This window comes from Micromonospora sp. NPDC005206, from assembly GCF_040608175.1.
In the GTDB taxonomy this organism is placed as follows: domain Bacteria; phylum Actinomycetota; class Actinomycetes; order Mycobacteriales; family Micromonosporaceae; genus Micromonospora.
Genome location: NZ_JBEXHU010000003.1, coordinates 347,482 through 360,148, shown reverse-complemented (window position 1 = coordinate 360,148; position 12,667 = coordinate 347,482). Strand labels below are relative to the sequence as shown.

Below are 12,667 nucleotides of genomic sequence, written 5' to 3'. Positions count from 1 at the left end.
CCGCCCCGCTCACCGTCGCGCCTCCTCGTCGGCCCACCGCGCCGCGTCGGACGCGTCGGCGTCGCCCGGCCTGGGCACGGGTGGCCCGGGGGCCCCGGGTTGATGCCGCACCAGACTCGTCTCGCAGTGGTCCAGCCAGCGCACCTCCGCCTCGGCCTGGAACACCATCGAGTCCAGCACCAGCCGCCAGGGCAGGTCCTCCGGCCGGTCGCTGCCGTACTTCAACCGGGTCAACTCCTGCAACGCCCGCATCGTCGCGCTGCGCTGGGCCTGCACCACCGAGCGGACGTCCACGCCGGGGGTGGTCAGCGCCAGCGCCAGCTTGATCGCCAGCTCGTCACGCGGACGGTCGGTACGGCTGACCGGGGTGGCGAACCACAGCGCCAGGTCCGCCCGGCCGGCATCGGTGATCTCGTACGGCCGTTGCCCGGCCTCGCTCTCCGGCAGCGGGCGCACCAGACCGTCCCGTTCCAACCGGGACAGCGTGGTGTAGACCTGCCCGATGTTCAGCGGCCAGGTCGAGCCGGTCGACTCCTCGAACGCGGCCCGCAGCTGGTAGCCGTACATCTGGCCGCGTTCGAGCAGGGCGAGCAACCCGTGACGGATGGACATGGCAACGGAGTATGCATACCTGGTATGCGCACCGCAACCGCGGCGAACCCGTTCAGGTCGGGCGGCCGGGAAACGCGACAGTCGACGGGGTCACCCCGGCGGTCTTTCGCCACCTCGTGGCGCGCACGGCGTACTCGACCAGGGCGGCCAGCGCCTGGTCCCGGTCGGCGCCGGTGGTGGAGGCCAGCGCGGCCCGCCAGTGCGCCGCGGTGCGCTCCTCGACCTCCACGGCCAGGCGCAACGCGCTCGCCCGGTCGGTGACCGGGAACGGAAGCGCGTAGCCAGCCAGGTCCGGCGGCACGGTGCTGCCGGCGGTGCTGAGCTGCACCACCAGCGCGTCGCGCCGGCGTCGGTGCGCGGCCTCGGCCTGGTGCGCGGCGTCCCGGGCCGCCCCGCTGAGCCGGACGCCGATCCGCCCGTAGGCGTAGATGGCCGCGTACTCGGCGGAGAGGGCGGCGGCGAGCGCCTCGCCGACGGACGGCTGCCTCACTTCAGTGCCTCCTGATGGGTTGCCCGGGCGGCGGCGATCGACCCGAGCAGCGCCGCGCGTTCCGCCGGGGCGGCGGCGCAGGCGAGGGTGGCGGATCGCTGGCCGGTCTTCTCCAGCGTCCGCAGGGCGGCCAGCGCGCCGGCCGGGTCGGTCGCCGGGGCGGTGGTCGGGTCCGCGGCGGGCGCCGACGGCAACGCGACCCCGATCACCCGGGCCAGCTCGGTGGCGTGCGCGGTGTGCGCCTCGGCGATGGGGTCCAGCCGGCCGGCCAGCTCCGGGTGCGCCGCGGCGCTCGCCCGGTGCGCCGCGGCCAGCCCGAGTGACTCGTCCACCATCGGCCGCAGCGGGTCCGGTGGCGGCGCCGGCTCGTCGTCACGGTCGAAAAGATCACAGCCGGTCAGCGGCGCCGCGGCGCCGCTGAGCGCCAGCAGCACCCCGGTACGCAGGAGCTTTCGCCGGGAATGCCCGGATGCCTGGTCGCGCTGTGTCGTTCTGCCGATCCCCACCGGCCAAGTCAACACCATCCGCGCCGCTCCGGGGGCCACCGGCGTCGGTGCGCCGCCCGGTCCACCGACGGGCTGGCGCGTTACGCTCTGCGCAGCCACCGGCGCGTCCGCTCCGGTGGCGTGCCGGCATGGCGGGACAACCCGGACCGTCGACCAGGGAAAGGGTGCGGAGATGACGCAGCGTGGCCGTGCCACCAGGTCGACAGGTCGACCCCGCGACGGCGCGGGTCCCCGCGGCGGTGATCTCGCCGCGCGGCGTACCCGGTTGCGGACTGTGATCGAGCCGGTGGTCAACGGCGTCGGCTACGACCTGGAGGACCTTTCGGTCTCCCGGGCCGGCCGGCGACACGTGGTCCGAGTGATCGTGGACGCCGACGGCGGGATCGACCTGGACGCCGTCGCGGACGTCTCACGCGCCGTCTCGGCCGCGCTGGACGCCGCCGAGGAGACCGGCGGCGACATTGTCGCCGGGGAGTACCAGCTGGAGGTCAGCTCGCCGGGCGTGGACCGGCCGCTCACCCTGCCCCGCCACTGGCGGCGCAACGTGGGCCGGCTGGTCAAGGTCACCGCCCGGGGCGCGGCCGGGCTGCCCGGCCAGCGCGGCGAGCAGCCCGCCGGGGACCGCCAGCTGACCGGCCGGGTCGTCGCCGCCGACGACGAGGGCGTGCAGCTGGAGACCGACGACGGCCGCGCCCTCCTCCCGTACGCCCAGCTGGGCCCGGGCCGGGTGCAGGTCGAGTTCACCAGGCTCGCCGAGTTGGGCGAGCCGGACGAGTTCGACGACGCGGACGAGACCGACGAGATCGACGATTCAGACGACATCGACGACGAAGATGATGTGGAGGACGAGGAGAGGTGAACATCGACCTCGCGGCGCTGCGCGCACTCGAGCGCGAGCGGGAGATCCCGTTCGACACGATTCTCGCGGCGATCGAGACCGCGTTGCTGACCGCCTACCGGCACACCGACGGTGCCGAGCCGCACGCCCGGGTGGAGATCGACCGCAAGTCCGGCGCCGCCCTGGTGTACGCGCAGGAGATGGACGAGGACGGCACCCTGGTGCGGGAGTGGGACGACACCCCGCACGACTTCGGCCGGATCGCCGCCATGACCGCCAAGCAGGTGATCCTCCAGCGGCTGCGGGAGGCCACCGACGAGGTGCACTTCGGCGAGTACGTCGGCCGCGAGGGCGACCTGGTCACCGGCGTGGTGCAGGCGCACGAGACGCGGACCGAGAAGGGCATCGTCAGCGTCGACCTGGGCAAGCTGGAGGGTGTGCTGCCGCAGTCCGAGCAGGTGCCCGGCGAGCGGTACGCGCACGGCGAGCGGATCCGCTGCGTGGTGGTGCACGTGGCCAAGGGCATGCGCGGACCGCAGATCACCCTGTCCCGGTCGCACCCGGCGCTGGTCAAGAAGCTGTTCGCGCTGGAAGTGCCGGAGATCGCCGACGGCACGGTGGAGATCGGCGCGATCGCCCGTGAGGCAGGTCACCGTACGAAGATCGCCGTACGCTCCACCACCCCCGGGGTGAACGCCAAGGGCGCCTGCATCGGCCCGATGGGCCAGCGGGTGCGCGCGGTGATGAGCGAGCTGCACGGTGAGAAGATCGACATTATCGACTGGTCGGACGACCCGGCGACCTTCGTCGGCAACGCGTTGTCGCCGGCCAAGGCGTTGCGGGTCGAGGTGGTGGACCTTGCCGCCCGGGCCGCCCGGGTGACCGTTCCGGACTTCCAGCTCTCTCTCGCCATCGGGCGGGAGGGGCAGAATGCCCGCCTCGCGGCCCGATTGACCGGTTGGCGGATCGACATTCGGTCCGACGCGGAGCAGACCAGCCCGGCCGCGCGTGGGGCAGCTGATCACGTGCCGGAACCGGGCGGCGCGATCTCGGGCAGCTAGGGGTAGACTTCCTCCAGTGGTACGACGCGCGCAGCCGGAGCGCACCTGTGTGGGTTGCCGGCAACGTGCGCCGGCCAGCGAATTGCTGCGGATCGTCGCGATCGGAGACGAGGCTGGTTACAGCCTCCGGCCTGATCCGCTCCGCAGGCTGCCGGGTCGGGGAGCGAACATGCACCCGGATCCGGCCTGCTTCGCGCTGGCGGTGCGGCGCCGCGCCTTCGGGCGTGCGTTGCGCATCACCGAGGTCCTTGACCACGGTGTGCTGGCGGAGCACGTCGATGCGCCAACCACTACGTCCGGTCAGCCCGACCGGGCGAGGGTCGCTAGCAGGGTAGGACGACCGACATGAGCACACGATGAAGTCCCTGAAATGACCAGGCTTCAAGTGCACGAGTGAGGTCGCTGCGGGTGCTGCCCGCACGACCTCGGAGTGAGGAGTGCAGTGGCAGGCAAGGCCCGCGTACACGAGCTTGCAAAAGAGCTCGGGGTCGAGAGTAAGACCGTTCTCGCCAAGCTGAAGGAAATGGGCGAGTTCGTGAAGTCCGCGTCCAGCACCGTCGAGGCGCCCGTCGCCCGGCGGCTGCGTAACGCATTAGTGGCGTCCGCCGGTGCTCCGGCGCCGGCCGCCCCGTCGGCGCCCGCGCCGGCGCCGGCTTCGACCCCGACGCCGTCCCCGACCCCGGGCGCGCCCCGGGTCTCGGCCAAGCCGATGCCGCCTCGGCGGCCGGCCGCGCCGGCCCCGGGTCCGAAGCCGAAGGGTCCGGTGCCTGGTGCGCCGCAGCCCGCGGCCCCGGCCCCGGTCGCCAAGCCGGCGAGTGCCCACGACATCGAGGTGGCGGCCGCGGAGGCGCGTGCCGCCGCGCTGAAGGCTGAGCAGGAGGCCGCGGTCAAGGCCGCGCAGGCCGCCCGTCAGCAGCAGCGGGACAACCCCGTTCGCCGGGAGCCTCCGGCAGACGGCGGCAACCGCCCCGGCCCTCGGCCGGGTCCCGCCGCGATGCCGCCCCGTCCCGGTTCGCCGGCAGCTCGTCCGAGCACGCCGGCACCGGGTCCCGGTGCCCGGCCCGGCGGTCGTCCGCCGGCGCGCGGCCCCGGTAACAACCCGTTCGGCATTCAGGGTGGCCAGCAGCAGCGGCCGCCGGCGGCGGGCGCGGGTGGCCCCCGGCCCAACACCCCGGCGGGCATGCCGCCGCGTCCGAGCCCGAACTCCATGCCGCCGCGGCCCAGCCCGGCGTCCATGCCGAGTCAGCGTCCGGCCGCCGGTCGTCCCGGCCCCGGTGGCGCTGGTCGTCCCGGTGGCGGCGCTGGTCGTCCCGGTGGCGGTGGCGGTGGCTTCCGTGGCGGTCCCGGCGGTGGCGCCGGTGGCGGTGGCGGTTACCGCGGCGGCCCCGGTGGCGGCGCGGGTGCCGGCGGTGGCGGTGGCTACCGTGGCGGTCCCGGCGGCGGCGGTGCTCCCGGTGGCGGTTTCCGTCCGGGTGCTCCGGCCGGTGGTGGCGGTCGTCCGGGTGCGGGCGGTCGTGGCCGTGGCGGTGGCGCCGCGGGTGCCTTCGGGCGTCCGGGTGGCCGGCCGACGCGCGGTCGCAAGTCCAAGAAGCAGCGCAGACAGGAGTTCGACAACCTGTCGGCCCCGACCATGAGCTCGGGTGCTCCCCGGGGTCAGGGTCAGGTCGTCCGGCTCTCCCGTGGCGCGTCGCTGTCGGACTTCGCCGACAGGATCAACGCCAACCCGGGTTCGCTGGTCCAGGAGATGTTCAACCTGGGCGAGATGGTCACCGCGACCCAGTCCTGCTCTGACGACACCCTGCAGTTGCTGGGTGAGCACCTCGGATTCGACATCCAGATCGTCAGCCCGGAGGACGAGGACCGCGAGCTGCTCGCGCAGTTCAACATCGACCTCGACGCGGAGGTGGCCGAGGAGCGTCTGGTCAGCCGTGCGCCGGTGGTGACCGTCATGGGTCACGTCGACCACGGTAAGACCAAGCTGCTCGACGCGATCCGCAAGGCGAACGTCGTGGCCGGCGAGGCCGGTGGCATCACCCAGCACATCGGTGCCTACCAGGTCCACGTGCCGCACGACGGCATGGACCGCGCGGTGACCTTCATCGACACCCCGGGTCACGAGGCGTTCACCGCCATGCGTGCTCGTGGTGCCCAGGTGACGGACATCGTGATCCTGGTGGTCGCGGCCGACGACGGCGTGATGCCGCAGACGATCGAGGCGTTGAACCACGCCAAGGCGGCTGACGTGCCGATCGTGGTCGCGGTCAACAAGGTCGACAAGCCGGAGGCCAACCCGGACAAGGTTCGCCAGCAGCTGACCGAGTACGGCCTGGTCGCTGAGGAGTACGGCGGCGAGACCATGTTCGTCAACGTGGCCGCGAAGCCGGGCATCGGCATCGAGGAGCTGCTCGAGGCTGTCCTGCTGACCGCCGACGCGTCGCTGGAGCTGACCGCTCCGATCGACGGGCCGGCGCAGGGTGTGGCCATCGAGGCGCACCTGGACAAGGGCCGCGGTGCGGTGGCGACGGTGCTGGTGCAGAAGGGCACCCTGCGGGCGGGCGACTCGATCGTCGCCGGTGGGGCGCACGGCCGGGTCCGGGCCATGCTCGACGAGAACGGCAACCAGGTCTCCGAGGCCGGGCCGGCGCGTCCGGTCATGGTCCTGGGTCTGACCGCGCCGCCCGGCGCGGGTGACACGTTCCTCGCCGCGGCGGACGACCGTACGGTGCGGCAGATCGCCGAGCAGCGCCAGGCGCGGCGGCGGGCGGCGGCATTCGCCAACTCCCGTGGCCGGGCCACCCTCGAGACGCTCATGGAGCAGCTCAAGGAGGGCGAGAAGACGTCGCTCAACCTCATCCTCAAGGGCGATGGCTCCGGTTCGGTGGAGGCCCTGGAGGACGCGCTGTTCAACCTCGACATTCCCGAGGAGGTCCAGCTCAAGGTCCTCGACCGGGGCGTCGGCGCGATCACCGAGAGCAACGTCATGCTCGCGAGCGCCTCGTCCGAGCCGGTCACGATCATCGGCTTCAACGTGCGGGCCTCGAACAAGGTCCGCGAGATGGCCGACCGCGAGGGCGTGGAGATCCGGTACTACACCGTCATCTACCAGGCCATCGAGGAGATCGAGGCGGCGCTCAAGGGCCTGCTCAAGCCGGAGTACGAGGAGGTCGAGCTGGGCAGCGCGGAGATCCGCGACGTCTTCCGCTCGTCCAAGATCGGCAACATCTCCGGTTGTATCGTCCGGTCCGGTGTCATCCGGCGCAACGCGAAGGCGCGCCTGCTGCGGGACGGGGCGGTCGTGGCGGACAACCTCACGATCAGCTCCCTGAAGCGGTTCAAGGACGACGCCACGGAGGTCCGCGAGGGCTTCGAGTGTGGTCTGACCCTGGGTGGTTACAACAACGTCCAGGTCGGCGACATCATCGAGACCTTCGAGATGCGGGAGAAGGTTCGCGCCTGATCCGGCAGTGACACGCTGATCAAGGGGTTTACGCCGCTCGGCGTAAACCCCTTGATCATGCGGGGCGGGTTGGCGGTATCGTCCGGGGCGATGTTCACCGGAACCGCGGTCTTCGACCTGCTGCTGCCGGGCGACTCCAGGTCGCTCAAAGCCAAGAGATCATATGTACGGCCGATCGTGGCGGCGCTGCGCCGCTTCGAGGTGTCGGCCGCCGAGGTGGGAGCGCTCGACCTGCACGGTCGAGCGCAGATAGCGGTGGCCGTGGTGGCCGCCGAGGCGGCCCACGTCCGCGAGGTGCTGGACTCCTGCGAGCGCCTGGTGGTCGGTCGCCCCGAGGTGGAGCTGCTGTCGGTTCGGCGCCGGTTGTACGGCGCGGAGGACGACTGAGCAGGGTGCCGACGGTGCCGGGCGACCCGGCCGGTCGCGAAGGTAGTGTTCGAGATGTTGGCCGGTCGGCCGGCGGCCCGCGGGTCGCCGTGTCGGCCGGGAGCAGGACGCCGTGGAGGTGGCGAGATGTCTGATCCGGCCAAGGTACGCCGGCACGCGGAACGGGTGCGTGAGCTGGTCGCGTCGGTGGTGCGGAGCCAGATCAAGGACCCGCGGCTCGGCATGATCACGATCACCGACGCCCGGATCACGGCCGACCTGCGCGACGCGACGGTCTTCTACACCGTGCTCGGCGACGCGGTGGCCCAGGCGGACACCGCGGCGGCGCTGGAGAGCGCCAAGGGGCTGCTGCGCAGCACCGTCGGCAAGGCGCTCGGGCTGCGGCACTCGCCGACCCTCACCTTCGTCCTCGACGACGTGCAGGATCAGGTCAAGCACATCGACGACCTGCTCGCCGCGGCCCGCAACGCGGACGCCGAGGTGCAGCGGCTCGCCGCCCAGGCGAAGTACGCGGGCGAGGCGCAGCCGTACCGGGTCGACGAGGAGACGGACGAGACCGACGGCGAGGGCGCCGAGGTCCCGGAAAACCCCCGGGGTGGGGAAGCGCGGTGACCGGCACCGCCGGCCCCCAGCTAGCGACGGCGGTCGGTGCCGGCCCCACCCAGGCGGACTGGGTGGCGGCCGAGGCGCTGGTTCGCGCCCTTCCGCCGACCGGCCGGGTGCTGCTGATCTGTCACGTCAACCCGGACGGCGACGCGCTGGGCAGCATGCTCGGCTTCGGCCTGGGCCTGCGTCAGCTCGGCGTACGCCACCTGCAGGCGACCTTTCCCGGGCCGCCGGAGGTGCCTGAGCCGTTCCGGGGGATCCCCGGGCTGGACCTGCTGGTCCCGGCCAGCGCCGCGGATCCCGACCCGGACCTGGTGATCTGCTTCGACGCGGCGAGCGAGTCGCGCCTCGGTGAGCTGGTCGGGCGGTTGTCGTCCGCGGGGGCGGCGCTGGTGCTCGACCACCACGCCTCGAACACCGGCTTCGGCACGGTCAACCTGGTCGACCCGGCGGCCGCGGCGACCTCGGTGGTGGCCGAGCAGCTGCTGGCCCGGCTCGGTGTGGCGTTGGACCGGGCCATCGCGGAGTGCCTCTACGTGGCACTGACCACGGACACGGGCTCGTTCCGGTTCGAGGCGACCACCCCCGCGGTGCACCAGTTGGCCGCCCGGCTGCTGGCCACCGGCATCTCACCCGGTGACATCTCCCGGCGCGTCTTCGACACCCGCCCCTTCGGCGCGGTCCGGCTCTTCGGCGAGGTGCTGGGCCGGGCCCGGCTGGAGCCGGCCGAGGCCGACGGTCGGGGCCTGGTGTGGACGTTCGCGACCCTGGACGACCTGGCCCGGCACGACCAGCGCCCGTACGTGCTGGAGGCGTTGATCGACTCGGTGCGGTGCACCGCCGAGGCGGACGTGAGCTGCGTGCTGAAGCAGACCACGCCCGGCGACTGGGCCGTGTCGATGCGCAGCAAGGGCGCGGTCGACGTCAGCCGGGTGGCGGTCGCGCTGGGCGGTGGTGGCCACAAGTTCGCGGCCGGGTTCACCGGTCGGGGCACCGTCGAGCAGGTGGTCGAGGCGATCCGCGGCCAGTTGGACGCGGCACTGATCCGCCCCGGCGACTGACCGAGGCGCTCGCGCCGCCGGGTGTCGCACACCCGGTGCGCGGACCAGCCACGCGCTCTGCCGAGGGGGAGATCAGGGTCAACTCCGGGGAATGTTGGTCTTCCCGCGTTCGGTGAGACCGGGAAGAATTGCGGGATGGAGCAGCCGCACGACCTCACCATGGAGGCCCCCCGCGCCTGGGACCGGCCTGCCGTCTCCGTACCGGTCCTCGTCTGCCTGTCGCTCGTCGGTGGCCGGTTCGCGTCATTCTCCACCGAGGCCAACCTGTACACCCTCGGCACCGGCGGGGTGCTGATCTGGCTCGGTCTGAGCAACCGGGTGCCCCGTCGTCCGGCGCCGCGCCGGCTGGGTGTGGGCGCGGCCTGGTGGGCGCTGCCGGTCGTGATCTTCGGCGTCTTCGAAGGCGTCACCTTCGTGCTGGCGGTTGGCGACGACTTCCCCACTTTCTCCCAGCTGGCCGATCCCCTGCTGGAGGACCAGCTGACCCGGTCGGCGGCCTGGTTCGCCTGGCTGGGCGCGTTCTGGGGGTTGGTGCGGCGATGATGCGGGCGCTCGCGATCGGCGGCTTCCTCACCGCGCTGGCCCTCTTCGGCGTGGTCGAGTGGTTGGCCCGGCGGGAGGGCTCCCGGATCCCCACGCTGGGCGAGGTCTGCGCGTACGTGATGCGCTACGAGGTCGGCCCGGTGCCGGTGGGCCGGATCGGTCTGTTCGGCTTCTGGTGGTGGCTGGGCTGGCACTTCCTGGCCCGCTGAACCGGGTACCGGCCTGTCCAGATAGCGGGAACCGTGGGCAGCATGTGGACCTGAACGATAGCTTGGGAGACGGCCGGCGCCGCGCCGCGGTGCAGGTCGTGGGCGGTGGTGCCACACCTCGTGCCGCCTCCCTCCAGGGTCGGACCGACCCGGGCTTACGCCGCCCAGCCGGCTGCTCCGGTAACCCCGGACCGCCGTGGGGCGCTCAGCACGACCGCCCGTGAGGGCCGCCGCGTGCCGGTGGCTCGCACCCTGGAAGGAGCGCCACCATGCCGAACAAGCCCAAGCCGGAGACCACCGACGACGCCCGCGAGCAGGCCCGCCGCGCGCTGCAGACGTCGATGGACACCCGTCAGTGACCCGACCCGTCCGGCGGTGACGCCGCCGACGATTTCCGTCCACGGCGTCACCGCCCGACCGGCCTGGTCCCGTCCGGGCCGCACCACGCACTGATCCCGCACCGCGGGGTAGCCCCGCCGGCCATCGCCAGTAAGTGCTGTCCACCCTTGCGATCCTTACCGAGCTCGTGACAGGATCGCCGGCGATGGACACCAGCACGCTTGCCGCGTCCCCCCGGCGGATCGCCGGCCTCGCCCTGCCAGCCCTCGTGGTGCTGGCCGCCGAACCGCTCTACGTGCTGGTCGACACCGCCGTGGTCGGTCACCTCGGCCGGGTGCCGCTGGCCGCGCTCGCCGTCGGCGGCACGGTCATGACGCTCACCGCGTGGCTCGGCACCGTGGTCGCGTACGGCACCACCGGGCGTTCGGCCCGCCGCTTCGGCGCCGGCGACCGGGCAGCGGCGGTGGCCGAGGGCGTTCAGTCGTCCTGGCTTGCGTTCGGCGTCGGGCTGCTGGTCGCCGTCGGCATGCAGATCGGCGGGGGCGCGCTGGCACGTACCCTCGCCGGAGGCGGCGGGGAGGTGGCCGACGCCGCCGCGCAATGGCTTCGGATCGCGGCGCTCGGCGCTCCCGGCCTGCTGCTCGCCGCCGCCGGCAACGGCTGGCTGCGTGGAGTGCAGGACACCCGCCGCCCGCTGGTCTTCGTGCTCGGCCCCAACCTGCTCTCCGCCCTGCTCTGCCCGCTGCTGGTCTACCCCGCCGGGCTCGGCCTGGTGGGGTCGGCCGTGGCGAACGTGATCGCGCAGACGCTCGCCGGGGTGCTCTTCGCCGCCGCGCTGGTCGCCGAGCGGGTGTCGCTGCGACCCCGACCCCGGCTGATCCGCCAGCAGTTGGTGCTCAGCCGGGACCTGCTGATCCGGGGCGTGGCGTTCCAGGCCAGCTTCCTCTCCGCGACCGCCGTCGCCGCCCGCTTCGGCGCCGCCGCCGTCGGCGCCCACCAGATCGCGCTCCAACTCTGGTTCTTCACCGCGCTGGTGCTCGACGCCCTCGCCATCGCCGCGCAGTCCCTGGTGGGCGCCGCGCTCGGGGCCGGCGACGCGGCGGGCGCCCGGGCGCTGGCCCGCCGGATCGGGCTGCTCGGCGGCGTCTGCGGCGTCGGGTTCGCGCTGCTGATCGCCGCCGGCGCCGGCGTGGTGCCGTCGTTGTTCAGCTCCGACCCCGAGGTACGCGAGCAGGCCATGGTGGCCTGGCCCTGGTTCGTCGCCATGCAGCCGCTGGCCGGAGTGGTGTTCGCGCTCGACGGCGTGCTGATCGGCGCCGGCGACGTGCGCTACCTGCGCAACCTCACCATCGTGGCGGCGCTCGGCGGCTTCCTGCCGGCCATCTGGCTGGCGTACGGGCTCAAGCTGGGGCTGGGCGGCATCTGGGCCGGGCTCACCCTGTTCGTGGTGATCCGGCTGGTCGCCCTGCTGCTACGACTGCGCGACGGCCGCTGGGCCGTCGTCGGCGCGATTCGTTGAGGCGGCGCCTGCCCACACACGTCGCCATCCGGGGCATCTGGCAGGCTTGGGCGACGTGAGCACCGATGGTCTGATCGTGGTCGACAAATCCGGCGGCATGACGTCGCACGACGTGGTGGCGCGGATCCGCCGGCTGGCGAAGACCCGGCGGGTCGGGCACGGCGGCACGCTCGACCCGATGGCGACCGGTGTGCTGGTGATCGGCGTGGGCCGGGCCACCCGGTTGCTGACCTACGTGATCGGCGCGGGCAAGAGCTACACCGGCACCATCCGGCTCGGCCAGGCCACCGTCACCGACGACGCCGAGGGCGACGTGATCGCCACCACCCCGGCCGGTCAGGTCACCGACGACGCGATCCGGGCTGCGCTGAGCGCGTCGACCGGCGAGATCGACCAGGTGCCGAGCGCGGTCAGCGCCATCAAGATCGACGGGCAGCGGGCGTACAAGCGGGTGCGCGACGGGGAGAACGTCGAGCTGCCGGCGCGGCGGGTCACCATCTCCCGCCTGGAGGTGCTGGCGATCCGCCGCACCGAGCCGGACGTGGTGGACGTGGACATCGACGTCACCTGCTCCTCCGGCACGTACATCCGCGCCATCGCCCGGGACGCGGGCCTGGCGCTCGGAGTCGGTGGCCATCTGACCGCGCTGCGCCGAACCGCGGTGGGCGGCTTCACCCTCGCCGAGGCGACCACCCTCGACGAGCTGGAGCAGCGCGCCCCGGACGTGGTCAACCTGCCGCTCGACGCGGCGGCCGACCGGTTCTTCCCCCGTCGGGAGGCCACGCCCGACGAGGCGCGGGTGCTCGCCCACGGCGGGCCGCTGGACCCGGCCGGCCTGACCGGGCCGTACGCCGTCTTCGGCCCGGCCGGCGGGCTGATCGCTATCGTCAGCGAGCGGGACGGGCGGGCCCGCGCGGAGATCGTGCTCGCCCCGGCCTAGACGGCGAGGCCGCCGGTGCGCGCGCCCGGGTGGCGCCCGGCGGCGCGGATCCGCCCGGCGAGTGTTAACAAGGGGCCCTTCCTCTGCACGAGGCGTTGA

The 12,667-nt window shown here is 73.2% G+C and carries 14 protein-coding genes; 11 read left to right on the top strand and 3 right to left on the bottom strand.

Features of this window, described 5'->3' with window-relative positions; all coding sequences use genetic code 11:
• Positions 1-9: 9 nt before the first annotated feature.
• Genes ABZU69_RS05825 through ABZU69_RS05815 form a run of 3 tightly spaced genes read right to left on the bottom strand, consistent with a single transcriptional unit; the run spans position 10 to position 1,626 of the window.
• The gene (locus tag ABZU69_RS05825; protein ID WP_354963246.1) at positions 10-612 is read right to left on the bottom strand and encodes a PadR family transcriptional regulator; all 603 of its coding nucleotides are present in this window, start codon (positions 610-612) and stop codon (positions 10-12) included.
• A 52-nt stretch (positions 613-664) separates the two neighbouring features.
• The gene (locus ABZU69_RS05820; protein WP_354963245.1) at positions 665-1,102 is read right to left on the bottom strand and encodes a ferritin-like domain-containing protein; all 438 of its coding nucleotides are present in this window, start codon (positions 1,100-1,102) and stop codon (positions 665-667) included.
• Positions 1,099-1,626 carry a hypothetical protein gene (locus ABZU69_RS05815; protein ID WP_354963244.1) on the bottom strand — a complete coding sequence of 176 codons (528 nt, stop codon included), beginning with the start codon at positions 1,624-1,626 and terminating at the stop codon, positions 1,099-1,101. Before ABZU69_RS05815 ends, ABZU69_RS05820 begins: the two co-directional genes overlap by 4 nt.
• Positions 1,627-1,780: 154 nt before the next feature.
• On the opposite strand from ABZU69_RS05815, the gene rimP reads away from it, so the two are divergent.
• The 11 genes from rimP (at position 1,781) to truB (ending at position 12,568) form a co-directional block, all read left to right on the top strand.
• Positions 1,781-2,467: a ribosome maturation factor RimP gene (gene rimP, locus ABZU69_RS05810; RefSeq protein ID WP_354963243.1), complete on the top strand. Its 687-nt coding sequence runs from the start codon at positions 1,781-1,783 to the stop codon at positions 2,465-2,467.
• Positions 2,464-3,507 (top strand): transcription termination factor NusA, encoded by a 1,044-nt coding sequence (gene nusA, locus ABZU69_RS05805; protein ID WP_089017218.1) that lies wholly within the window; start codon positions 2,464-2,466, stop codon positions 3,505-3,507. The genes rimP and nusA overlap by 4 nt, the downstream gene beginning before the upstream one ends.
• A gap of 16 nt (positions 3,508-3,523) precedes the next feature.
• A complete protein-coding gene (locus tag ABZU69_RS05800) occupies positions 3,524-3,856 on the top strand; it encodes a YlxR family protein (RefSeq protein ID WP_354963242.1) in 333 nt (110 codons plus the stop codon).
• A 93-nt stretch (positions 3,857-3,949) separates the two neighbouring features.
• Positions 3,950-6,964, top strand: coding sequence for a translation initiation factor IF-2 (gene infB / locus ABZU69_RS05795; protein WP_354963241.1), 3,015 nt, complete (start codon positions 3,950-3,952; stop codon positions 6,962-6,964).
• A gap of 90 nt (positions 6,965-7,054) precedes the next feature.
• Complete coding sequence (locus ABZU69_RS05790) at positions 7,055-7,351, top strand: DUF503 domain-containing protein (protein ID WP_354963240.1); 297 nt, start codon at positions 7,055-7,057, stop codon at positions 7,349-7,351.
• A gap of 126 nt (positions 7,352-7,477) precedes the next feature.
• A complete protein-coding gene (gene rbfA / locus ABZU69_RS05785) occupies positions 7,478-7,963 on the top strand; it encodes a 30S ribosome-binding factor RbfA (protein ID WP_354963239.1) in 486 nt (161 codons plus the stop codon).
• Positions 7,960-9,018, top strand: a complete 1,059-nt coding sequence (locus tag ABZU69_RS05780; RefSeq protein ID WP_354963238.1) for a bifunctional oligoribonuclease/PAP phosphatase NrnA — start codon at positions 7,960-7,962, stop codon at positions 9,016-9,018. Before rbfA ends, ABZU69_RS05780 begins: the two co-directional genes overlap by 4 nt.
• Before the next feature lie 135 nt (positions 9,019-9,153).
• Positions 9,154-9,561 (top strand): hypothetical protein, encoded by a 408-nt coding sequence (locus ABZU69_RS05775; RefSeq protein WP_354963237.1) that lies wholly within the window; start codon positions 9,154-9,156, stop codon positions 9,559-9,561.
• Positions 9,561-9,770 (top strand): DUF6186 family protein, encoded by a 210-nt coding sequence (locus ABZU69_RS05770; protein WP_199723267.1) that lies wholly within the window; start codon positions 9,561-9,563, stop codon positions 9,768-9,770. The genes ABZU69_RS05775 and ABZU69_RS05770 overlap by 1 nt, the downstream gene beginning before the upstream one ends.
• A 544-nt stretch (positions 9,771-10,314) precedes the next feature.
• Complete coding sequence (locus tag ABZU69_RS05765; RefSeq protein WP_354963236.1) at positions 10,315-11,628, top strand: MATE family efflux transporter; 1,314 nt, start codon at positions 10,315-10,317, stop codon at positions 11,626-11,628.
• A gap of 55 nt (positions 11,629-11,683) precedes the next feature.
• Entirely contained in the window at positions 11,684-12,568 is an 885-nt protein-coding gene (truB, locus tag ABZU69_RS05760; RefSeq protein WP_354963235.1) for a tRNA pseudouridine(55) synthase TruB, read from the top strand.
• Positions 12,569-12,667 lie beyond the last annotated feature (99 nt).

Bases quoted from the DNA above. Each gene is read 5' to 3' on its own strand.
- ABZU69_RS05825 (WP_354963246.1), bottom strand. From the start codon at position 612: ATGTCCATCCGTCACGGGTTGCTCGCCCTGCTCGAACGCGGCCAGATG.
- ABZU69_RS05815 (WP_354963244.1), bottom strand. From the start codon at position 1,626: ATGGTGTTGACTTGGCCGGTGGGGATCGGCAGAACGACACAGCGCGAC.
- rimP (WP_354963243.1), top strand. From the start codon at position 1,781: ATGACGCAGCGTGGCCGTGCCACCAGGTCGACAGGTCGACCCCGCGAC.
- ABZU69_RS05790 (WP_354963240.1), top strand. From the start codon at position 7,055: ATGTTCACCGGAACCGCGGTCTTCGACCTGCTGCTGCCGGGCGACTCC.
- rbfA (WP_354963239.1), top strand. From the start codon at position 7,478: ATGTCTGATCCGGCCAAGGTACGCCGGCACGCGGAACGGGTGCGTGAG.
- ABZU69_RS05775 (WP_354963237.1), top strand. From the start codon at position 9,154: ATGGAGCAGCCGCACGACCTCACCATGGAGGCCCCCCGCGCCTGGGAC.
- ABZU69_RS05770 (WP_199723267.1), top strand. From the start codon at position 9,561: ATGCGGGCGCTCGCGATCGGCGGCTTCCTCACCGCGCTGGCCCTCTTC.
- ABZU69_RS05765 (WP_354963236.1), top strand. From the start codon at position 10,315: ATGGACACCAGCACGCTTGCCGCGTCCCCCCGGCGGATCGCCGGCCTC.